Genomic DNA, 22,780 nt, shown 5'->3' with positions numbered 1-22,780 from the left:
AATTAAAACTGGCATCGAAATTGTAACTGAGAAAGTAACTCAGCTAAGAATAGCTGCACGATTAACCGTAATGTAAGGATGAAGTTATGAACCGCTTTAAGTTAACTATCGCTTTAGTATCATTTTGTTGTTTATTTTTATTAGCTTGCGCTACAAAAGTAAGTGCAGCAACTAACTTAGCCGTAGTAAGCAGTGTGGCTACTCAACCTAACTTACAACAAACAATCACCAATACGTTACGCACTAACCCAAACTTAGCATTAAGCGATATTCGCGTGCAGGTTGAAGACGGTGAAGTTGACCTATACGGTGAAGCGCAAACAGGTTTTCAGCGTGCACTTGCACAAAAGTTTTTAGAAAATATGGATGGCGTTAAAATTATCCGTAATAAAATTAGTGTTATCTGATACAGCATTACAATATTTGTTTATATAACTTATTCCTCTGCGTGGCTTGTTTCTCCAACACAAGCCGCGCTTTTTTATGCTTAACAGCACACTTTAGTATCTAAACTTCTAGCTTTAGCTCCCCTATGGAAAGCAGAGCAAACACTTAGCCGTCCTTTCCCACTCTTTTAAATTAGTGACTTACTACAGCTTTGATAAAAGAATGCTATAACAAGGCTGTAAAGTTCATCTAATCAGCGCATTTTTAATACCGTTGGCAATCTACAAGTGTTTGCTAATCAACCTCACCATAAATAACAGATAATATATGACTTAATGCATGCAAATGCCCCATCACTTAAACAAGGAAGCTAATACATGAAACGATTTATTCACTACTGCTAATCCCTCTTATTGGCCATGCAGAGGAAGCTATATTTGGCTTTGCTGCAGATGTGTCTGTATCCGGCTTTTTAGCCCAGAAATTAGTGAAATAGATATTATAAAAGTCTTTGCTGATTTGGCAGGATTAAAAGTAGGCGACAAGGTAATAGAGTTAGATAGCTGCGCTATTTCAGATTGCCCTGCTGAGGTTACAAAAAATGATGACAAAAAACAGTGGTGAAACGCTTTTACTACTAATCAAAAAAACTCGATGGCAGCGAAAAGCAAATAAGTATTAACTTAAAATAAATTTATTAAAAGTATAGTTAAATTTAACCCGACTTAGCGCTTTGAAATTACTAGCAGCGCACTTTTTATGTAAAAATGCGCTGCTAGTGGGTAACTATTACTGGGCTAGTTTAAACCAGTATTAGTCGCTCATTCGCTTTGGTTTGAACCCGTATTACTGCCGCCTTGTTGTTTGGGTGACTGTTGGTTTATTTTATCGCTTATCATGGCATCGAGCTTTTCACCGCCTTTAATGCCAAAATCTAACGTACGTATTGGGAATGGGATACTTATATCTGCAGCATCAAGCGCTTGTTTAACAGCGACTACGCCTTTATGGCGTACTGTCATAAAGTCTGGCTCGCCTGGGTATTTTATCCAAAACCACACCAGTAAATTAATACTACTGTCGCCAAAACCTTCTGCGTACACAGCGGTTTCATCTTTGCGTATTACAAAGTCAAACTCGTTAATTTTATCTACTATCACTTCTTTGGCTTTTTCAATGTCGTCGCCGTATGAAATACCCACCGGTACCTCTATGCGCCTAACGCCTAACGTGGTGTAGTTTTTTAACACATTTCTAAATAATACCTTGTTAGGTACCAGTATTAACTGCCCGTAAAAGCTCTCTATTAGCGTGTTACGCAGGTTTATAGAATGTACCGAGCCAAATACGTCGTCGGTTTCAATTACATCACCCGCTTTAAATGGCTTGCGTATTCCCATAGCAATACCGGCAATTAAGTTCTCGGTCATGTCTTGAAAAGCAAAGCCAATGGCTAAACCCACAATACCCGCACCCGCTAGTAACGATGTGACTGTGCCTTTTAACCCCATAAAATCTAAAGCGATAAATAGGCCCACACATAACACAATAACCTTAAAAATAGACGCCATTAAATCAGCAATTTGCTTAGAGTCGAGTGAGCGCCTTAATAGGTTTTTCATTAGCTGGCCGGCAAAGCGCGCTATTATTGAAAATACAATGGCTATCACCACTGCCACAATAAAGTTTGGGATGTGGCTTATTACTACATCAAACCACCCTCCGAGTTTTTCTTCGATGAGTTTTTCGGCTTCGGCTACTGAAGGTATGCTGATCATATTTTTACACCTATCTATTTTTTATCTCATTAATAGTAGGTGAAGTTAGCAAGTTTAGCGCCAGCATAAAAAAAGCCATGCAATGCATGGCTTTTTAACTCATTGTTTGCTGAGTACAAACGCTTAGTTTTGCTCGTCGCGCATAAATACAGGCTCAAGATCTTTAGTGGTTGCTTCAGGGCTAAAGTAATAACCCGCCACAGTAAACTCTTTTAATTGGCTAAGCTGTGTTACCTGGTTTTCTATAATGTAACGGGCCATCATGCCGCGCGCTTTTTTAGCGTAAAAGCTAATTACCTTATATTGACCATTTTTGCAGTCTTTAAAATGCGGGGTAATAATTTGCGCATTGAGTGCTTTTTTATCTACTGCTTTAAAGTACTCGTTTGAAGCAAGATTAACCAGGTATTGTGCGTCTTGCGCTTTTAATTCCTCATTTAATTTATTAGCAATAATGCTGCCCCAAAATTCATACAAATTTTTCCCACGAGGGTTATCAAGCTTAGTGCCCATTTCTAGGCGGTAAGCTTGCATTAAATCAAGCGGCTTTAATAAGCCGTATAAACCCGAAAGTATTCGTAAATGGCTTTGCGCATAATCGAGGTTAGCGGCAGTGAGTGTTGCAGCATCCAAACCACCGTACACATCGCCGTTAAAGGCTAGTACCGCTTGTTTAGCATTACTTTGCGTAAATGGTTGCGACCATTCGCTAAAGCGCGCAGCGTTAAGCCCTGCAAGCTTATCGCTAATTTTCATTAGGCTGCCAATTTGCGCTGGAGTTAGTTCACGGCATACTTTCATGAGCTCTTCGCTGTGCTCTAGTAATTCAGGTTGAGTGAACTTATCTGTTGCGGGTGGCGTTTCGTAATCAAGATTTTTTGCTGGTGAAATAACAGTGATCATAGTTAGCTATTGACTTGTAATTTATTTAATGTCAATTTCAACATTAAATGAGACGAAAAGCACGTTTTGTTTATAAAATACCATTGAAAATTAATCGCAATGGCCTAAATCCTACCTTAATAAATCATGCATCGTCGTTTTTCTATTGATAAGGACATAAGACCTATCAAGCATTGTCACACTGTTGCAGTATTGAATACTTATATTAAGGTAGTTTAGATTTTCTTTTAACTTGCTTGGAATGAGGAAGGCAAATGACTAGCGCTCTACAAAGGCTAAAACAACATTCATCTATCGTAGCCGACACTGGCGATATTGAAGCGATCAAAAAGCATCAACCAGAAGATGCAACCACAAACCCGTCGCTTTTATTAAAAGCGAGCGAGATTGAAGCTTACAAGCCTTATTTAGATAAAGCTTGGAGCTATGCAAAAGAAACAGAGCAAGATGCAGCTAAACAGCTTGAACTTGCATGTGACTACTTTGCCGTATTACTTGGTAAAGAAATTAGCGAAATTGTACCTGGTTATATTTCTACTGAAGTAGATGCTCGTTTATCATTCGACACCCAAGCAACTATTGATAAAGCACATACCCTGCTTAGCCTTTATGAAAAAGAAGGTGTAAGCAAAGACAAAATTTTAATTAAAGTTGCGTCTACATGGGAAGGCATTAAAGCGGCCGAACAGCTAGAAAAAGAAGGGACTAAATGTAACCTAACTTTATTATTTAGCGATGCTCAAGCGCGTGCGTGTGCTGATGCAAATGTATTTTTAATCTCGCCATTTGTTGGCCGTATTTTAGATTGGCACGTAGCAAATGGTATGGAAAAACCAACCGATCCGCTACAAGATCCAGGTGTTCAATCTGTACGTAGCATTTTTGAGTTTTATAAACGCCATGATTACAAAACCGTTGTTATGGGCGCAAGCTTCCGTAACACTGGTGAAATTATTGCGCTTACAGGTTGTGACAAGCTAACGATTAGCCCTAACCTACTAGAAGACTTAGGCAATTTAGAAGGCGCAGAAGAATACTTACTACAAAGTGATATTCCTAAAGAGCCAAAGCCTGCCCCTCTTACTGAGTCACAGTTCCGTTGGTTACATAACCAAGATGCAATGGCCACTGAAAAACTAGCTGAAGGTATCCGCTCATTCGCAGATGCACAAGAGCAGCTAGAAGCACGTTTTAAAGCAATGTAATACGTGCTAATTATGTATTAAACGCCGCACCTGCGGCGTTTTTTTATGCCCTTAATATAATCCGCACTGCTTTATACTAACCTGCCACAGCATGTACCATTGCTTACACAGCTAAATAGCTCACTTTTAATATTTTTTTCTTTATTTTTTCTATCTAAAAATAGCGCGCTCAATAAAGCTAGTTAGTATTAAACTTCATCAACGCATCACATACCTGTAACAAATTCGTCACTTTTTTATTCTATTTTAGCTAGGCCTGTGGTATAGGTATTCTCGAGGTTCACTAAAATCAATAGGAGATAGTCATGGATAGCCTAAACGATATATTAGAGATATTAGAAGGTCCTGATACAACAAGAAAAACCTCTCAAAAGAATAAAAAAAGAAAGTGGCGCGAGATTGAGGCCATAAAAGACAAACAACGGTTACGTAAAGAACTACAGGAGTTAGACTTTTTTACAGACAGCATTGAAATTGATGAGCTAGATTTTTAATTTCAAACTCATTGCGCTCAATTAGGCAATTTATTTTGCGGCAGGAAAACCGTATCGATAGTAAAGCTAACGCTAGGTTTTACCCCTTCAAAATAATTGATAATTATTGCGCATGGGCATTAATACTCAATAACTAAGCAAAAGGCTTTCATGATACGAAAGCCTTTTTTAATATATCAATTAAACCTGCCAGTTAATGGGCGTATCGCCTTGGGCTTGTAACAATTCATTTGTTTGTGAAAAGTGCTTACAGCCAAAAAAACCACGATGCGCAGAAAGCGGCGATGGGTGCGGCCCTTTTAAAATATGATGGCGAGCGCTATTAATATTTTTACCTTTTTTTTGCGCATGAGCGCCCCATAAAATAAACACCACTCCTTTGCAGTGTGCATTTATATGGGCTATCACGTTATCGGTAAATTGCTCCCACCCTAAATGCTTATGCGAGTGCGCTTGGCCTTGCTCAACCGTGAGTACTGTATTGAGTAAAAACACGCCCTGCTCTGCCCAGCTTTGTAAGTAGCCATGGTCTGGTATTTCAAAACCGGGAATATCCGTTGCCAATTCTTTGTACATATTTTTTAGCGACGGCGGTAACTTTTTAACCTCTGGCAACACAGAAAAACATAAGCCATGGGCTTGGCCTTCTCCGTGGTATGGGTCTTGGCCTAAAATAACCACGCGAATATTGTTAAGGGCTGTCGCTTCAAAGGCGCTAAATACTTGCTCTTTGGGTGGGTACACAGCAACACCCTCGACACGGCGCTTTGCTACATAATCTAATGTTTGCTGCATATAAGGTTGCTGTAATTCATATTCTAAAAAGGCTGGCCAATCGCTCATTGTATACTCTTAATTTGTTTGCGTGATGCGTCTATTTTATCACACATATTTGCCAGTCCATCTAGCATGCGCGGCGTAAAACGATGTAATAAATCGGCATTTACACGTATAAATTGGTTATGTTTTACAGCGGGGACTTCTGGCCATTTTTGCCAATTAATTTTAGGTTGTGACTTATCGGCTTGTTCATCAGGAATAATAATAACCTGTGGTTTTTTAATCACCACGTTTTCAATACTTATTTGCGGGTAGTCGGTTGGGCTGTGTGCAAATACATTGCTTACATGACATGTTTCAATAAGCTGGTTTATCCATGTGTTTTCACTTACCGTCATCATTGGCTCTGGCCATAATTGATAAAAACCAGTTAATATTTTTTTGCTTTGCTGCTGCTTTTTAATTTTTTTTAGCTTAGTAATAAATGCGTTTGCTACTTGCTTGCTTTGCTCAATACGCCCTGTAAATTTTCCAAAAGCAATCAGCTCGTTTGCAACTTCTTCTATTTTTTTGGGATCACTTAAATGTACTTCTATACCAAGGCGTTTAATTTTTTCTAAATCTTCACTTTGATTACCGCTTTTCCAACCAATCACTAAATCGGGTTTTAGCGCTAATAATTTTTCAAGGGAAATACCATAGTAACCACCAATGCGCTCAATACTTTTAGCTTTATTTGGGTAATCAGCGTAATCAACAGTGCCAACAATATTGCTCCCTGCACCTATAGCAAATAGGTTTTCTACTATATGCGGTGCAAGTGCTACAACGCGCAGTTTATCTGGCGTAGCTGTATCACGGGCCACGGCACTGCCTCCAGAACACAATAACAGCAGTGCAGTAAAAAACGCTTTATACATTAGTAATCAAACCCTTCTAGTGCTTTTATACCCGAGTCGAAGGCGTGTTTAACATTGCGCACTTCGCTTACTGTATCGGCAAGGTCTGTTAATGTGCGGTGCGCTGCGCGACCTGTAATAATAACCGATTGCATGGGAGGGCGATTATTTAGCGCGTTTACTACCTCATCTAAATCAATATAACCGTAAGTCACCATGTAGGTAAGCTCATCTAGTAATACTAAATCAATACTGCTATCTGCAAGCATACGCTTTGACTCTTGCCACGTTGCTTGCGCGGCTGAGGTGTCGGCTTCTTTGTTTTGCGTATCCCATGTAAAACCGGTATTCATAACGGCAAATTCAACCCCTGCGCCTTGTAATAAGTTACGCTCTCCACACTCCCATGTGCCTTTAATAAACTGACAAACAGCGGCTTTTTTACCATGCCCTACGCAGCGAGCAACCACACCAAAGCCTGAGGTGGATTTACCTTTACCATTCCCCGTAATTACCTGAAATATCCCTTTAACATCTTGCGCAGCAGCCACGCGTGCATCTACCTGCTCTTTTACTTTTTGTTGGCGCTGCTGGTGCTTATCGTTATTTGTATCCGTCATTATTATCTCCTTCATAAATCGATATAATGTGTTGTATGTTCAAATGCGCCTCGCACATAGTGGCCAAGCGCTCTAGTTGTTGCTCGCGGTGCGCTACAATACTCACAGGTTGTATAGTTGCATCGCTTTTTACCCACTTTAAAATTTGCAGTGTGGCAGCGGGTTCATCAAACAAGCCATGTAAATAAGTACCAGCAATGGCATTGTCGTCACTAATAAAGCCATCGTTTTCAAATCCATGAGGGTGCGCATTAAAGGTTAAAAATGGCTTATTAAGTGCTGCGCCTTCACTAATGCCGGCATGAATTTCGTAGCCGCTACACGGTGTTTGCAAATCATTTAACTGCATAGCCGCCGTTACTTTAGTGAGTACTTTTTGCGTGCTAAGTGTGGTTTCAAAATCGCATAGGGCAAGCCCCGTTACTTGCTTTAATGACGACTCGACTCCGTTGGGATCATTTATGGTATACCCCAACATTTGCATACCGCCACACACCCCCAATACTTTGCCACCATAGCGTAAGTGCCGCTTTATTTGTGTATCCCAGCCTTCATTTTTTACAAAACTTAAATCACCCAGCACGTTTTTACTGCCAGGAATAATAATCAGATCAACCGGTGGGATCGCGTGTGTGTGGCGTACATAATTTATATTAATATTTGGGTGCAGCCGCAATGCATCAAAATCGGTATGGTTACTAATATGCGGCAATAAAAGCACGGCTATATTAATGGTGGCAGTCGTCACCGTGTTATCTATTGCTACAGCATCTTCGGCATCAAGTGCTAAATCATGCAAATAAGGCAGCACTCCAAGCACTGGTTTTTTTGTGTAGCGCTCAAGCCAATCTAGCCCACTTTGTAGCAAGCTTATATCGCCTCTAAAGCGGTTTATAACAAAGCCTTTTACGCGCGCTTGCTCGGATTCGCTTAATAGCGCAAGTGTGCCCACTAAATGCGCAAACACACCGCCTTTGTCTATATCGGCAATAATAATGACAGGGCAATCTACCGCTTCTGCGTAACCCATATTGGCAATGTCGTTCTCGCGTAGGTTTATTTCTGCGGGGCTGCCTGCGCCCTCAACCAATAATAAATCAAACTGCTTTGCTAGGCGTTTATGCGAGGCAAGCACTGCATCCATCGCAACCTGTTTATAGTTATGATAAGCCCCTGCCTCCATATTACTAATGGCTTTTCCATGTATAATGACTTGTGCCCCCGTATCACTATTTGGTTTGAGCAATATGGGGTTAAAGTCGTTTTGAGGCTCTACTTTAGCGGCTATAGCTTGCAAAGCTTGCGCACGGCCTATTTCGCCCCCCTCTTTTGTAACCGCGCTATTAAGCGCCATATTTTGCGGTTTAAAAGGCGCGACCTTTATACCTCGCTTTGCAAACACTCTACAAAGCGCAGCGACTAAGGTGCTTTTTCCGGCATCTGACGTAGTGCCTTGAATCATTAAGGTTTTCATCAGCACTATGCCTTTGTTTTTCTAAAAAAGAGTAAGCTTAAAAAAAATACGCTACCCATGGCTGCTGTAATTACCCCTACAGGGAGCTCTTGGTTTTTAAGTAATGAGCGCGAAAGCACGTCAACCCACACCATAAACGTGCCGCCCACTAAACTGGTAATTAGTAAGCCAGCAGTACTGCCCTGAGATATAAAAAAGCGCACTATGTGCGGCACCATTAAACCTACAAAACCAATACCGCCACATAGGGCCACCAGCACGGCCGTTATTAACGAGCTCAATACCAACATTAAAATTCTAAAACGGTGCACACGGACCCCAAGCGTTATCGCGCTTTCATCGCCAAGAAGCAGCGCATTTAACTGCCTTTTAAAGCTCAGCATAAAGCTAATACACACCACTATAACCACGCATGGCAACCATAACGTGGCCCATTGTGCGCGGGCAAAGCTACCTAACGTCCAAAACAAAATACCAGCCACTGCTTGCGGGTCACTCCAATACAGCAATAAACTTGTAAATGCGCTAAATAAAAATGACAGCGCCACCCCCGCTAGCAACATAGACTCTACTTGCGACCTTTTTTGCCGCCCAGCAATAAGTATCAATAAGCCCATTGCTAAAAAGCTCCCTAATAAGGCAGCAGCCGATAACATAAACCCTGTACTAATACCCGCAACGGCCATAAGCAGTACTACCCCAAACGACGCGCCTGAAGATATGCCAAATAAATACGGATCAGCGAGCGGGTTACGAGTAACCGTTTGTAAAATAAGTCCTGCAATAGCCAAACCTGCACCCGCCATAAATGCAAGTAAGGTACGAGGTAACCTAAGCTCATAAATAATACGCGCGTTAAACGAGCCCTCCCCTGCTGATAAAACCCCTGTGAGCACATCACTTAACGGCGTATCTGCGGCGCCAAAACTCAGTGCGCTAAAAAGGCTGCCCAGTGCAATTAATACGGCTGCTATAAATATTGTCCACTGGTTTATTTTTGTTATATCCATTTAATTAATAGCCATAAAAGTAAGTAATATGAGGAATAGTTTGGCCATTTTCTGTGCGCTGAGGGTGGCTAGTTACGCGCGCACAGACCCCAAAAACATCCGCTAGCATGTCCTCACTAAGTACCTGCGCAGGCGAACCTGTATGTGTTATTTTACCTTTATTAATAACCACCAGCTCATCGCACATAGCGGCTGCTAAATTTAAATCATGAAATGAGGCAAACACAGTAACCCCTAGCGATTTTGCCAGTTCCATCACTTGTATTTGGTATTTAACATCTAAATGGCTGGTTGGCTCATCCATGATGAGTAATTGCGGTTGCTGCACTATAGCGCGGGCAATCAATGCACGTTGCTTTTCGCCCCCCGAAAGCGATTCAAAATTTTGCTTACACTGTTGCTCAAGCCCTACGGTTTTTATTGCCTGTGTAATTTTTTGTTTGTCGCTGTGGGTGGTGGTGCTAAATAATGATTTATGAGGTGTAAGCCCAAGGGCAACCACATCAAATAATGTTAGGTTAAATTGCGCAGGCGTTTCTTGTAGAACTACAGCAACATATTTTGCGTAGTCTTCACTTTTAAGCTGCCAAATATCCTGCTGATTAAAGGTAACGTTACCAGCGGTGGGTTTATTAAAGCGATACAAACAGCGCAATAAGCTCGACTTACCCGCCCCATTTGGGCCAATTAACCCAATAAACTTACCCTTAGCTATGTGTAAATTAATATTGTTTAAAATGGCGTGTTCATCGACTTCCCACGACACATTTTGAACGTTTAATAAGGGTGTATTTGGCGCTAATGTAGTTTGCAAAAGTGAGTCCTTGGAAAGCGTGCACTCACTAACACACAGCTAAAAGACTAGTGCATCAATAAAAATGAGTTTACCCGCTCGTTAAAAAAGTATACCAATCTAGAACTTCTCATGCTGATTGATATGTCTCATTTGTATCTGACTTAAAGCGTGATGCTAATTACAGTTACGGGAATAGTTGAGGAATTTCACCCCATTCCAAATGAGGGTCTATTATGGGCGGGTAAGTAAATAATTTAAAGCAAAAAAAACCGCGCTCATTAGAGCGCGGTTAATAAAGGGAGTGTTTAAGCAACGCTTAAAACTTGTATTCCATACCTAGGCCAACGTAGTCTTGGTCAACATTGTTGTCCATATCAAAGCTTGAGTAAAAACCAAATACTTTAATGTTTTTATTAAACTTATGATCAACACCTACAGAAACTGCCGTTTTGTCGTCGCTGTCATCAAAGTCCATTGCTTGGTATTGCACTTTAAACGTGTTTTTACCCATGCTGTAGGCTGCGTTTAATAAATAGCCGTCAGCTTCTGCGCTACCGTCTACTTTTTCTTGAGTTTGGTACATAGCGCCTAATTTAAAGCTCTCTACTTTACCTTGAATTGACGCACGCACTACATCGTAGCCATTTACTTCGCTATCGGCTGCAACCGAGGCGTATACCGCACTCTTTTTAAGTGCAGAGTCACCGTAAGTAACCGCCATTGAATAACCGTTATCTGCATCTACGTCATCTTCGGCAATAAATGTAGCAAGTACTTTAAAGCCTTCGTAGCTTTTAGATGTATAAGTGATTGAATCACCTAAGCGGTTTTCACCTTTAAAGACATTTTTAATATCGCCTTCAAGGTCATTAAATAAATCTAACTTACCTTGCGATTGTTTAAGCGCTGTATCGTTACGACCCACAACAACTTGACCATATGCACCTTTTAAACCTACATACTGGTTACGTGCAGAAATATTGTCGTCGTTATCACCTTTAGAGTCAGCATCAGATACATCAACTTGAAACTCAAACTTATAAACCGCTTCTAATCCATCAGTAATCTTTTCAGACCCTTTTAGGCCAAAGCGAGATGCATTACTTTTAATTTCAGTGAAAGACCCTTCGCCATCATCAGACGATTGCACAGTAACATTCGCTTTACCGTATACATCAACGTCTGCAAACGCGCTAAAAGATAAACCACTTACTAGTGCAACACATAAGCTCGATTTTACAAAATTCATGTTATTTCCTCGATAATCACAAGATTAATTTTTAAAACAGCTGCAGTTTGTCACCGTTAAATGACAGATATATTACAAAGGAAACATTTTTGTCTTTTTATTTTAATAAAAGTGTCTAAATTCTGAAAACAAAACGACATGAATATTTAATAAACAAAATTGTACCTATTCAACCTCATTAAAAATCATAGTCGGTATTTAGTGTTCATCAACAGGCTGATAAGCATTTATTTTAGGTAATAAGTTAATCAGGGTTTCTATTAGCTCTTTTTGTTCGTTGTCTCTGTGGTAGGCCACAAAAATATCACGCGAAGTATGTTCTACGTCTTTTACATGAAACAGCTCACCCTTTTCTAGGTGAGATTCAACAAGTACCCCGGGGATAAACGCACTGCCGCCACACTGAAGAATTAAATCAAGGGCAATACGCCCCGTACTGGTTCTAAAATAAGGCGGCGTTTTACCGGTAAATTGGCGCGCATGCCATAGTGAAAACGTAGTACCCCAATCAACATATACATATTGGTTATCAAAAAAGTTCTCGTTAGTGGCCGTGTCATAGCCACTAACCGGAATAATTGGCAGCTCGCAAATTCGCTCAACCACAAGCTCGTCTACTTTAGGGGGGTCAAATAAAATGGCTAAATCAAGCGTACGCTCTAATAATAACCGCGTGCTTTCTTGTTGGGCTTTAACCTCTGCGACCAACGAGACCCCAGGCATAGCCGACACAATATTAGTAATGCCAAATTGTAAAAACGCATCCCATATATTAGGTGTACCCGCTAAACTTATTTGCTTGTGCATGTTATCGGCAAGTGCTACATCGACTTTGGCACGCTGCATGCCGGTGATGATCATTTTAGCGTGCGGAAGCAATCGCTCTCCTGGCGCCGTTAATTGAATATTGTTACGCTGGCGAATAAACAAGTTTACACCCAACCCCTGCTCTAATTGGCGAATTCGAAAGCTTACTGCCGATTGAGTGATATACAGGTTTTCAGCTGCTTTACCAAAGTGACGCGTGCGCACAACCTCTACAAATGTTTTTAATAAATCTATATCCATTTTTGATTCTCACGATAAAAATAACTTGTTTAATAAATTGTCAAACTTGCATCATACTCCAGCAATAAACAGGGTATGAGGATACAGTTATGAGCAACGATATTTCACTACTTCGCCAAGCGTTTGTTAGCCAACGTCAATTTTATGATGATCAAAACTTTCCTCGCGGGTTTAGCCGCAGCGGAAACTTCACCTTATTAGAAGCCAGCATATTAGAGCAACACGGCGTTGTACTAAAAGGCCTTTATAATAAAACTTTAGCACCCCAAAATACGCTACAAGAGCAATTTGTTGACGTAGTTTGTGGCAGTAAAGAACCTACAAACCCAATCGAAAAAGCCTGGGTTAAATATTTAAAACTAACAACCTGTAAAACCAAGTTTCATACACTTTTTGGCCGTTCAAAAATGTCAGGGCCGGTACCAATAAGCCAAGACGATTATAGCGAATCAGATAGCGTATAAGCCTCTAAGATATTTGCTTTTTTGCGTTTTAACAGTTACAACTTGTATAAGCAAATACTTTTGCAAAATATCAAACAAGGTTGTTACGTGACGCGAAAAATACTCATAGTTGAAGATACGCCTACTATAGCGCGTGTGCAAAAGCATATCGCGCTTAAAGCAGGTTACGAAGTAGATATAGCCGAATCTTTAGCGGCAACAAAAGAGCTAATAAAACACAATAGCTACTTTTGCGCTGTTGTTGATTTTATCCTTCCCGATGCTCCTGCGGGTGAGGCGGTTCCGTATACTATTAATGCCGACATTCCCACCATCGTAATGACAGGCAATATAGATAAACAAACTCGCGACACGGTAGAAAAATACCCAATAATTGATTACATAATCAAAGAAAACAAACAAGCTTACCAATACCTAGAAAAACAACTAAGCCGTTTACCACGTAACGAGAACGTAAAAGTGTTGGTCGTCGACGACTCAACCTCTACCCGTAGATACATTTTTAGTTTACTAAAGCGCCATAAGTATCAAATACTCGAAGCTAAGGACGGCAAAGACGCGCTAGAGGTACTTGAAAGCCAAAAAGATGTGTCTGTTATTATTACCGATAACGAAATGCCAAACATGAATGGTGATGAGCTATGCGCCGAAATTCGCCGGCTTTACAGTAATGATGAAAAAGCCATTATCGGTATTTCAGGTGCTGACTCGTCAGCATTATCGAGCCTATTTTTAAAAAATGGTGCCAACGACTACCTTCATAAACCCTTTAACAGCGAAGAGTTTTACTGCCGACTAAGTCAAAACGTCGACATGCTTGAGCAAATAGCAACAATTAAACGCCAAGCAAATACCGACTACTTAACAAACCTGCCTAATCGACGCTACTTTTTTGAAGAGTCGAGCAAATCACTCAAGTATTTAAAAAAATCAAATCAAGATGGTGCACTCGCCATGCTTGATATAGACCATTTTAAATCGATTAACGATACATACGGTCACGATTCAGGCGATGAGGTTCTTAAAGGGTTGGCAGTGTGTTTTAAAAAGTACTTTGAAAAGCAGCTAGTCGCTCGCTTAGGCGGTGAAGAATTTGCCGTTTACTTTACTGATGCAACCACAGCGCAAGCGCTAAAACGCCTTGAAGGATTTAGGCAATTTATAGAGCTTAATAGCCAAGAGTTTAGCCAAGAAAAAATTAAATTTACAATTTCTATTGGTTTTGCAAGCGGCCCTATTTACCAAATAGATGAGTTACTTAAACAGGCCGATTTAAAGCTGTATGATGCAAAAGAAACCGGCCGTAATAAAGTAATAAGCTAAACCTTAACGCTGCTTTATAGCAACTTACTTAAACTATTATTGCGCATAGGTATTAAACTTCGGCGGCGGTAACAGCCGCTTTTTTACGCTTACGCGATTGATGATAAGAGTCCCAAGTAAATATAGCCAGTGCACTCCAAATACAGGCAAACGTAATCACCCGCTCTGCATCAAATACTTCATCGTAAAACACCACAGCAAGCATAAACATTAAACTTGGTCCTATGTACTGAAAAAAGCCCAATGTTGTGTACTGCAAACGTTTGGCCGCTCCGGTAAAGCAAAGCAGCGGCAACGTAGTAATAATACCGGCACTAATTAACAGCGCATTGGTATGCCAATCGTTTAGGGCTAAGTCGGAAGTAGGCGTTGGTGCCATTACCCACCAGTAAATTAATGCAACAGGCAGTAAAATTAGGGCTTCGAGTAAAATGCCTGGCAGCGCTTCAACAGGTAACTTTTTACGCAGTAAGCCATAAATAGCAAAAGACGTGGCAAGCGAAAACGCCACCACCGGAAACGAGCCAAAACTGACCAATTGCAATACTACGCCCGCAAAGGCTAAAAACACTGCAAATCCTTGTAACTTTCGCAGCCGCTCGCCTAAAAATAGCATGCCCAACAGCACATTAAGTAATGGGTTTATGTAATACCCTAAACTGGCATCGAGCATATGGTTATTATTAACCGCCCAAATAAACAGCCCCCAATTAAAGCCCAATATAGAAGAGGTAAGTACTAACATTAAAATAATTTTTGGCTGGGCAACTATGCGCTTAACCTTATCCCAGTATTTAAGCACACTGACCACAAGCACTAAAAAAACCACAGACCAGACAACACGGTGAGTTAAAATTTCAAAAGCAGAAACATGCTGTATTTGTTTGAAATAAATAGGCGCTAAGCCCCACATTAAAAAAGCTAAACAGGCAAAAATACCGCCTTTACGCTGCTCGTTTGCAATCGACATACATACTACTTATTCATACTAAAAGGCCGACAGTTTATACCAATTCGCGCTATTAAGTGATTTATTTTGCGGTAACTAAAGCTCAGCGCAAGGCAAAGCTTTTTATTTTAGCCGTACGTAATTAGCAGCTTTAACCTACTAAATACGTACCTGTACCAAAGGCGATTTGGATTGCCTTTTCATTGTGTAGCTCCATTCTACATACACACACTTTATTACCAGAGCGGATCAAAGTAGCACTGGCTGTAAATGTCTCCCCTTTGCCAGGGCGCAAATAATCTGTGCGCAAATCAATAGTGCCTAAGGTAGCCAGCTTTTGCTGAACGCTAGGGATATCGAGCTCGGTTAATTTATCAATAACACTGGCTGCTGCCAGCATGCCGCCCACATTATCGAGCACCGCCGATATAATACCGCCGTGAAGAATTTTTTGCGCAGGATTGCCTATAAATACATCCTGCCAGGGAAAGGTAATTTTAGCTTGCTCAGGACTGAGCGACTCTACCGAGATATTTAAAAACTGATTAAATGGCATGCCATTTACAAACAGTGCGCCAACTTGTTCAATTAACATTTCTTTATTCATTATTATTCTCTATGTTTAAATTAACACTGGTACGATGAGTTAAGCATACCTGAAGCAAAACCACGAGGCACTAATTAAATCATTTACCTCTAAGCTAAAGACATCCTATAAAAAAACCACTAAAATAGCCGCCGATGAATACTCTAACCCCTACACCTAGCACATTGGTCCGCAAGCCCGACACGGTTCTTAAACAAGTGTTTGGCTACAGCGAGTTTCGTGATGGCCAAAAAGCGGTGATCGACGCGGCCATTAATGGCCAAGACTCTTTGGTACTACTGCCTACAGGCGGCGGTAAATCAGTGTGTTACCAAGTACCAGCGTTAGTGCTCGAAGGGGTTACTGTGGTAATTTCACCGCTTATCTCGCTCATGCAAGACCAAGTAACGCAACTGCAAGCATTAGGTGTTAAAGCCGCTTACATTAATAATAGCCTGGCTCGCGAAGAGCAACAATTAGTGTACCAACAATTGCACCAAGGGCTAATAAAATTACTGTATGTTGCCCCTGAAAAAGTGCTTCAGCATGAATTTACCGAGCGACTCAGCCATTTAAATATCAGCTTATTTGCAATTGACGAAGCTCATTGTGTATCGCATTGGGGGCATGACTTTAGACCTCATTACTTTAGATTAAATGAGCTTAAGCAGCGCTTTTCCCATGTACCTATGATGGCACTGACCGCCACGGCCGATAAAGCGACCCGCTTTGATATAGTTGAGCAATTAAAATTACAACAGCCCTATATACATACCGGCAGCTTCGACAGACCGAATATTCGTTACACCATCGAAGAAAAGTTCAAGCCCATGGCGCAACTACTGCGCTATTTAAAAGAGCAAAAAAATCAAAGTGGCATTATTTACTGCACTAGCCGTAAGCGCGTTGATGACATTGCCGAAAAACTTGCTGATGCAGGTTTAAATGCCGCCGCGTACCATGCTGGCATGAGCAACGAGCAACGCCAATTTGTGCAAACCGGATTTGCCCGCGATGATATTCAAATAGTCGTTGCGACCGTTGCCTTTGGTATGGGCATAAATAAACCAAATGTGCGTTTTGTTCTGCATTACGATATTCCAAAAAGTATTGAAGCCTACTATCAAGAAACTGGCCGCGCTGGGCGTGATGGCTTAGCCGCAGAAGCCATTATGTATTTTGATCCCGCCGATATAGGCCGCGTTAGGCGCTTTTTTGAAGACATAGACGATGAACAACGCCGCCGCGTAGAAGAACAACGCTTTAATGCCATGGCCAGTTTTGCCGAGGCGCAAACATGTCGTCGTCAAATACTATTAAACTACTTTAGCGAGTATAAACGCGAGCAATGTGGCAACTGCGATATTTGCATTAACCCGCCAAAAAGCTTTGATGGCACATTAGTAGCGCAACAAGCGCTTTCGTGTGTGTACCGAGCTGGGCAGCGTTTTGGCTTAGGCTATATTGTAGAATTATTACGCGGGGCTAATACCAGCCGCATACGCGACAACAACCACCACGAACTCAGCACCTATGGCATAGGCAAAGACAAAAGCAGTGAATTTTGGCTCAGTATATTACGCCAACTTATACACCAAGGCTTGTTAAGCCAAGATATTACCCAAGGTGCCTCGCTGCGCTTAACCGAAGCAGCACGCGCTGTACTTAAAAGTGAATACGCCCTACAGCTTGCCGAGCCGCGCTTACAAGCTAAACACGTATACCAAGATAAACTGGCGCAGTTTAACTACGACAAAAAACTATTTGCCCGGTTACGGGCTCTGCGTAAAGAACTCGCTGATGCCGACGATGTACCGCCGTACGTTGTATTTAACGATAAAACCTTAGCCGAAATGGCGCAATTAATGCCCACCAACGACAGCGAATTTTTAAAGGTGTCGGGCGTTGGCTTTACCAAACTCAATAAATATGGCGGCGAATTTTTAACGGCCATTCGTAATTACCTTGCTAGCAATTAAGTAAACTATGACCCAAATTGAATACAATCACGCCCATAAATGCATTGTTATAAGCCCGGTAGAAGCCCCACACGATGAAGACTTTGAGCTGTGGAGCACGCTGTTTTTACACGCCGATGAAATAACAATTATTGACTACGCAGGGGGTGCTGACCGTCATCAATTGCGCTTTAGCTATCAACAGCAAACCTTTAATTTAAATTTTGAACACTACAGCGAAAGTATTTGGATTAATGGCGAAGGCCAAGAAGCCGAGCATTTATTAGCAGCCCTTGCTTTTTACTTAAGCTAAAACACTTCGCATATGCACTAATTAACAAAGGTGCGTAACGGTAACAATTAATTAGTTTCAAAATCCATACCTTTTACTTACATTGTAATAACAATGATGTAAGCTGATATTACGACTCATATTTGCAGTAGTATTGAAGAGGTTGAATGGTGGATAGAAAATGGATTGCACACTGTTGTATAAGCTTAGCCCTTGTAAGCTTTAGTGCGCCTAAGGCCTTTGCACAACAACCACCCAAAACTAACACCTGCTCCGCTGTGCAAACTCACTCAGACAAAAGCAATAATTTACGCCGTGAGGTTGAAGATAAAACCACACTGATTAATAGTCGCAGCGACGCCCAAATAACCTCAATTACCCTTAAACAACTTAACGTTTTTAATACCGAGTTGGAGGAGGAAAATAACGCGCTTTTTCGTTTTGCCAACCGCGCGCATATTCAAACCGAGCCAGACGTTATTAGTAATATTCTGTTATTTAAACAAGGCGATAATTACAATGCCAGAAAGCTCGCTGAGTCAGAGCGTTTATTACGCCAACAAAACTATTTATATGATGCGCAAATAAGCGCGGTTGAAAACTGCGACGGCAACGTAGATGTAACGGTGGTAACTCGCGATTTATGGACCTTACTACCCGAAATAAGCTTTAGTCGCAGCGGTGGCGAAAATAAATCGAGTATTGGCTTTCGCGAATCAAATTTACTGGGTTGGGGCAAGCGTTTATCGTTTTCACGCACTACCGACAGCGATCGTAATGGTTATTTATTTGTTTATGACGATCCTAATATATTATCTAGCCGGTATCGCGGGCGCTTAGAGTATGCCGACAACAGTGACGGAAAACGCCACTTATTAGAGCTAACCTATCCGTTTTACGCCATAGATACACCTTATAGCTATGGTATTAAAAGCTTTTCTGAACAGCGAGAAGAGTCGTTGTATCGCCGTGGTGATGAATACAGTGAGTTTGATCAAACAACCGATTTTTTTAGCGCTTTTTTAGGCCACTCTAAAGCATTATCTGATAGCTGGACACAGCGCTTAACGCTTGGCTATGTAAACCAAAAAGACAGCTTTGCAGAAATAGAAACAACCTTTGCTCCCTTGGCCAAAAACAGACAACTGAGTTACCCCTATGTGAGTGGTCATTGGTTTGAAGACAGTTATATAAAAGTGCGTAATTTTGACAGTATTTCGCGCACCGAAGATTTAAATTTAGGGTGGAATATTAAAGCCCTATTAGGCTACTCAGATGAATCTCTAGGTAATGATGACAGCAGAGCCGTATATTCGTTAAAAGCTAAAAAAGCACACTTTACTACCGACAGAACGCTGTGGCGTTTTAGTGCTCAAGTGGATGGTTATTGGAATAAAGAGCAAAAACAACTAGAAAACTTTTTAGCCACCAGCGAAGTGCAGTACTACTTAAATACCAGCGAAAACCAATCTTGGTTTGTTAAAGCCCGTGCCCAGTATGCTAAAAACCTAACCGCCGATAAGCAGCTAACACTTGGCGGCGAAACGGGCCTTCGTGGCTATCCTATGGATTACCAGCATGGCGACCGAAGCTTTTTAGTCAGCTTAGAAAAACGCTATTACTGGGAATACGATTTACTGCAGCTATTTAAAGTCGGTGCAGCGGGCTTTGTTGATGTTGGCCGCGCTTGGTTTAACGATGAAGACAACGGCGAGAACGATCATGTTTTAAAAAATGTTGGTGTGGGTTTGCGTTTAGCACCTAGCAGAGCAAACTCTGGCACCATGATCCACCTTGATATTGCCGCCCCGCTTGATAGCTACGACGATGTTGATTCGGTGCAGTGGCTCGTGAGTGTTAAAAACACCTTTTAAATAGCGAGCAATAAACGAAAGCGTTACACTAGCGCTTTAAATTTTCCTAAAAACAGTACGGGATCACACTTTGGAATTGTTTGCGCTTTTAGAGCTAATGGGTACGCAATATAAATTGATTGTTACCCTTATGGCCATTTTACTTTTTCCTCTTTTATTAAAAGTCACTAAAAAGTTGCTCGAAAAAGCCATAAAAGGAAAAGTAGATGTTCATCGTAAATTTAGAGCTGAGCTGTTATTAAAAATAATACTCGCGTTTGTAGTGCTGTGCTTAGTGCTTATATTTTGGGGTATAGAGCTGCGCGGGCTATTAGTTTTGGGCTCATCATTATTTGCTATGCTCGGGGTCGCTTTATTTGCCGCTTGGTCGCTGCTTAGTAACCTTACCGCTTTTTTACTCATGTTTATTCAAAATGGTTTTCATGTGGGAAATTGGGTGCGTATTGTTGATGGCGCAAACCATATAGAAGGGCGCATTGTCGAATTAGGTTTAATGAACGTGCTACTTGAGCATGTGGATGGGCACCGAGTTGTTTACCCAAATAACCTGTTTGTGACACGCCCAGTTATAGTATTAAATAAAGAACCTAAGCCTACAAAGGCACCGGTAATAAAACGGATTATTGGCCCTAAAAAGACATAGTTTTAAAAGTCATATCCGTAAAAAAGCCGCAGTAAGGCAAACCTCACTGCGGCTTTTTACTAGCTAACATAGTGCTAATTATTTAGCTCAGCTGTTTTAAGCTCTTCATCTAAATCATTTATTTCGTCAATAAAATGCTCTAATTGCTGCTCTACTAAGCTGTTATCATTTGCAAAGTAAGCAAGGTGGAATACCGCATCCCCTTCGTTTACTAGTGGCATAGTTTGCTGGCCTATCACAATACCGCCCTTAGGCGCTAAAAGCTCAAGCTCGGCATCACCTAATGGGCTACTTATGTACGCCAGCACTTGGCCTTTTTCTACGTGTTCACCTAGCGATACTTGCGCACGTACAATGCCATCTACCTCAGCGCGTATCCAACTTGTTGACCCTGCAATAATAGGATCGGGCAGTTTTTTAGGACGCTTGCCGCGGATCATTTTTAAATGCCGCATCACATAATCCACACCCTGCACACCTGCTGCAATGGCAATAGGGTCAAAGCGTAAGGCTTCACCGGCTTCGTAAGTAATAACCGGTATACCTAAATTAGCGGCTTCACTACGTAATGAGCCATTACGAAGGGATGCATTTATAACCGCTGGCGTACCGAATGCTTTGGCCATATCAGCGGTTGCTTCATCATCTAAGTTAGCGCGTATTTGCGGTAAGTTAGTTCGGTGAATAGCCCCCGTATGTAAATCAATAATGTGGGTACAATGTACCGCCACCTGATTAAAAAACATATGTGCCATACGCCCCGCTAGCGATCCACGCTCAGAGCCCGGAAAGCTGCGGTTCATATCACGTCTATCGGGTAAATAACGTGATTTATGAATAAAGCCAAACACATTAACAATCGGCACAGCAATTATGGTTCCGCGCAGTTGGCTTGCATCTATTTTAGAGAGCAGCTGGCGTACAACTTCTACACCATTTAGCTCATCCCCATGAATAGCGGCACACACCATCAGCACTGGGCCTTCCATTACACCATTAACCACTTCAATAGGAATATTGAGCGGTGAATGGGTGTAAAGTTTAGCAGCCTCTAAGGCAAGGGTTTTACGCTCGCCCACGCCAACACTTTCACCTAATAAGGTAAAAGGACGATTAATTTTAACCTTTGCCACGGGTTGCGGTTCCTTTAATAGCAGCATTTTTTTCGATGAAATCAATCACCATACCGGCAATATCTTTACCTGTTGCCACTTCAATCCCTTCAAGGCCTGGAGAAGAGTTTACTTCCATTACCAAAGGCCCACGAGATGAGCGAAGTAAATCAACGCCCGCTACATTTAAGCCCATTGCTTTTGCTGCAGCAACGGCGGTTTTACGCTCTTCTGGGGTAATGCGTACTAATGTAGCGCTACCACCACGGTGAAGGTTTGAGCGGAACTCGCCTTCTTGCGCTTGGCGCTTCATGGCCGCTATTACTTTATCACCAAGTACAAAACAACGAATATCGGCTCCGCCGGCTTCTTTAATGTATTCTTGAACCATAATATTGGCTTTTAAACCCATAAACGCTTCAATAACACTTTCAGCCGCTTTACGTGTTTCAGCAAGTACAACACCAATGCCTTGTGTGCCTTCAAGTAATTTAATAACCACCGGAGCACCGCCTACCATTTCTAGTAAGTCTTTAACGTCATCTGGTTTGCTGGCAAAACCGGTTACCGGCATGCCTACGCCTTTACGTGATAACAGCTGAAGTGAGCGTAATTTATCGCGCGAACGAGAAATAGCTACCGATTCGTTAACAGGATAAACCCCCATCATTTCGAACTGACGTAAAACAGAGCAACCATAAAATGTCACCGATGCACCAATGCGTGGAACAATGGCGTCAAAATCTTTTAAATTTTCACCACGGTAGTGAATTTCTGGCTGTTCTGAGTTTATATTCATATAGCAACGAAGCGCATCAATCACCTTTACCTCGTGACCGCGTGCCTCTGCCGCTTCAATTAAGCGACGCGTTGAATACAAATTTCTGTTGCGAGATAAAATACCAATTTTCATAGT

General features: G+C 41.5%; 23 protein-coding genes and 1 riboswitch. Of the genes, 9 read left to right on the top strand and 14 right to left on the bottom strand.

The genetic code is table 11. The features are described 5' to 3' along the window. The first annotated feature begins 86 nt into the window (after positions 1-86). Positions 87-407: a BON domain-containing protein gene (locus tag PSH54_RS04475; protein WP_004587996.1), complete on the top strand. Its 321-nt coding sequence runs from the start codon at positions 87-89 to the stop codon at positions 405-407. Positions 408-1,208: 801 nt separating this feature from the next. Here PSH54_RS04475 and PSH54_RS04470 read toward each other — a convergent pair. Together PSH54_RS04470 and yaaA are read right to left on the bottom strand one after the other, a co-directional pair. Further along, on the bottom strand, positions 1,209-2,165 hold the full coding sequence (locus PSH54_RS04470; RefSeq protein ID WP_029774207.1) for a mechanosensitive ion channel family protein: 957 nt from the start codon (positions 2,163-2,165) through the stop codon (positions 1,209-1,211). A 123-nt stretch (positions 2,166-2,288) separates the two neighbouring features. Next, a complete protein-coding gene (yaaA, locus tag PSH54_RS04465; RefSeq protein ID WP_004587994.1) occupies positions 2,289-3,068 on the bottom strand; it encodes a peroxide stress protein YaaA in 780 nt (259 codons plus the stop codon). Between the two features lie 254 nt (positions 3,069-3,322). On the opposite strand from yaaA, the gene tal reads away from it, so the two are divergent. Next, the gene (tal, locus tag PSH54_RS04460; protein WP_004587993.1) at positions 3,323-4,273 is read left to right on the top strand and encodes a transaldolase; all 951 of its coding nucleotides are present in this window, start codon (positions 3,323-3,325) and stop codon (positions 4,271-4,273) included. A 305-nt stretch (positions 4,274-4,578) separates the two neighbouring features. Further along, complete coding sequence (locus tag PSH54_RS04455) at positions 4,579-4,767, top strand: DUF3545 family protein (RefSeq protein ID WP_004587992.1); 189 nt, start codon at positions 4,579-4,581, stop codon at positions 4,765-4,767. Between the two features lie 180 nt (positions 4,768-4,947). On the opposite strand, the gene ung is transcribed toward PSH54_RS04455, so the two are convergent. From ung to PSH54_RS04415, 8 genes are all read right to left on the bottom strand, one after another. Further along, positions 4,948-5,610, bottom strand: coding sequence for a uracil-DNA glycosylase (gene ung, locus PSH54_RS04450; RefSeq protein WP_055254846.1), 663 nt, complete (start codon positions 5,608-5,610; stop codon positions 4,948-4,950). Further along, positions 5,607-6,467, bottom strand: a complete 861-nt coding sequence (locus PSH54_RS04445; RefSeq protein ID WP_273605582.1) for a cobalamin-binding protein — start codon at positions 6,465-6,467, stop codon at positions 5,607-5,609. Before PSH54_RS04445 ends, ung begins: the two co-directional genes overlap by 4 nt. Continuing rightward, positions 6,467-7,066 carry a cob(I)yrinic acid a,c-diamide adenosyltransferase gene (gene cobO / locus PSH54_RS04440; protein WP_273605581.1) on the bottom strand — a complete coding sequence of 200 codons (600 nt, stop codon included), beginning with the start codon at positions 7,064-7,066 and terminating at the stop codon, positions 6,467-6,469. The genes PSH54_RS04445 and cobO overlap by 1 nt, the downstream gene beginning before the upstream one ends. Continuing rightward, positions 7,050-8,540: a cobyric acid synthase gene (locus PSH54_RS04435; protein WP_121637005.1), complete on the bottom strand. Its 1,491-nt coding sequence runs from the start codon at positions 8,538-8,540 to the stop codon at positions 7,050-7,052. The genes cobO and PSH54_RS04435 overlap by 17 nt, the downstream gene beginning before the upstream one ends. Positions 8,541-8,545: 5 nt before the next feature. After that, positions 8,546-9,550: a FecCD family ABC transporter permease gene (locus tag PSH54_RS04430; protein ID WP_273605580.1), complete on the bottom strand. Its 1,005-nt coding sequence runs from the start codon at positions 9,548-9,550 to the stop codon at positions 8,546-8,548. A gap of 4 nt (positions 9,551-9,554) precedes the next feature. After that, a complete protein-coding gene (locus PSH54_RS04425; protein ID WP_273605579.1) occupies positions 9,555-10,364 on the bottom strand; it encodes an ABC transporter ATP-binding protein in 810 nt (269 codons plus the stop codon). A 68-nt stretch (positions 10,365-10,432) separates the two neighbouring features. Beyond that, positions 10,433-10,564, bottom strand: a riboswitch (cobalamin riboswitch). A 98-nt stretch (positions 10,565-10,662) separates the two neighbouring features. Then, the gene (locus PSH54_RS04420) at positions 10,663-11,595 is read right to left on the bottom strand and encodes a porin (protein ID WP_054983757.1); all 933 of its coding nucleotides are present in this window, start codon (positions 11,593-11,595) and stop codon (positions 10,663-10,665) included. A gap of 198 nt (positions 11,596-11,793) precedes the next feature. Beyond that, positions 11,794-12,663 (bottom strand): LysR family transcriptional regulator, encoded by an 870-nt coding sequence (locus PSH54_RS04415; protein WP_273605578.1) that lies wholly within the window; start codon positions 12,661-12,663, stop codon positions 11,794-11,796. An 89-nt stretch (positions 12,664-12,752) separates the two neighbouring features. On the opposite strand from PSH54_RS04415, the gene PSH54_RS04410 reads away from it, so the two are divergent. Next, positions 12,753-13,127 (top strand): DUF413 domain-containing protein, encoded by a 375-nt coding sequence (locus tag PSH54_RS04410; RefSeq protein WP_004587983.1) that lies wholly within the window; start codon positions 12,753-12,755, stop codon positions 13,125-13,127. A gap of 87 nt (positions 13,128-13,214) precedes the next feature. Further along, entirely contained in the window at positions 13,215-14,450 is a 1,236-nt protein-coding gene (locus PSH54_RS04405) for a response regulator (protein ID WP_273605577.1), read from the top strand. Positions 14,451-14,502: 52 nt separating this feature from the next. Here the strand turns inward: PSH54_RS04405 and rarD are convergent, their stop codons facing one another. After that, on the bottom strand, positions 14,503-15,420 hold the full coding sequence (gene rarD / locus PSH54_RS04400) for an EamA family transporter RarD (RefSeq protein ID WP_004587981.1): 918 nt from the start codon (positions 15,418-15,420) through the stop codon (positions 14,503-14,505). 130 nt (positions 15,421-15,550) lie between these two features. Then, positions 15,551-16,006 carry a thioesterase family protein gene (locus PSH54_RS04395; protein ID WP_004587980.1) on the bottom strand — a complete coding sequence of 152 codons (456 nt, stop codon included), beginning with the start codon at positions 16,004-16,006 and terminating at the stop codon, positions 15,551-15,553. 134 nt (positions 16,007-16,140) lie between these two features. Between PSH54_RS04395 and recQ the strand changes: the two genes are divergently transcribed. From recQ to PSH54_RS04375, 4 genes are all read left to right on the top strand, one after another. Then, on the top strand, positions 16,141-17,964 hold the full coding sequence (recQ, locus tag PSH54_RS04390; RefSeq protein WP_054983758.1) for a DNA helicase RecQ: 1,824 nt from the start codon (positions 16,141-16,143) through the stop codon (positions 17,962-17,964). Positions 17,965-17,971: 7 nt separating this feature from the next. Then, positions 17,972-18,256: a DUF3630 family protein gene (locus PSH54_RS04385; protein WP_029772370.1), complete on the top strand. Its 285-nt coding sequence runs from the start codon at positions 17,972-17,974 to the stop codon at positions 18,254-18,256. A gap of 146 nt (positions 18,257-18,402) precedes the next feature. Continuing rightward, the gene (locus PSH54_RS04380) at positions 18,403-20,109 is read left to right on the top strand and encodes a POTRA domain-containing protein (protein ID WP_273605576.1); all 1,707 of its coding nucleotides are present in this window, start codon (positions 18,403-18,405) and stop codon (positions 20,107-20,109) included. Positions 20,110-20,179: 70 nt separating this feature from the next. After that, entirely contained in the window at positions 20,180-20,752 is a 573-nt protein-coding gene (locus tag PSH54_RS04375) for a mechanosensitive ion channel domain-containing protein (RefSeq protein WP_273605575.1), read from the top strand. A 74-nt stretch (positions 20,753-20,826) separates the two neighbouring features. Here the strand turns inward: PSH54_RS04375 and PSH54_RS04370 are convergent, their stop codons facing one another. Continuing rightward, positions 20,827-21,885, bottom strand: coding sequence for a succinylglutamate desuccinylase/aspartoacylase family protein (locus PSH54_RS04370; RefSeq protein WP_024031557.1), 1,059 nt, complete (start codon positions 21,883-21,885; stop codon positions 20,827-20,829). After that, on the bottom strand, positions 21,872-22,777 hold the full coding sequence (rimK, locus tag PSH54_RS04365; protein ID WP_004587974.1) for a 30S ribosomal protein S6--L-glutamate ligase: 906 nt from the start codon (positions 22,775-22,777) through the stop codon (positions 21,872-21,874). Before rimK ends, PSH54_RS04370 begins: the two co-directional genes overlap by 14 nt. Between the last annotated feature and the right edge of the window lie 3 nt (positions 22,778-22,780).

The sequence above is a fragment of the Pseudoalteromonas sp. Angola-30 genome (genome assembly GCF_028599215.1).
GTDB classification, from domain to species: Bacteria; Pseudomonadota; Gammaproteobacteria; order Enterobacterales; family Alteromonadaceae; genus Pseudoalteromonas; species Pseudoalteromonas atlantica.
This window is presented reverse-complemented; position numbering and strand designations above follow the sequence as displayed.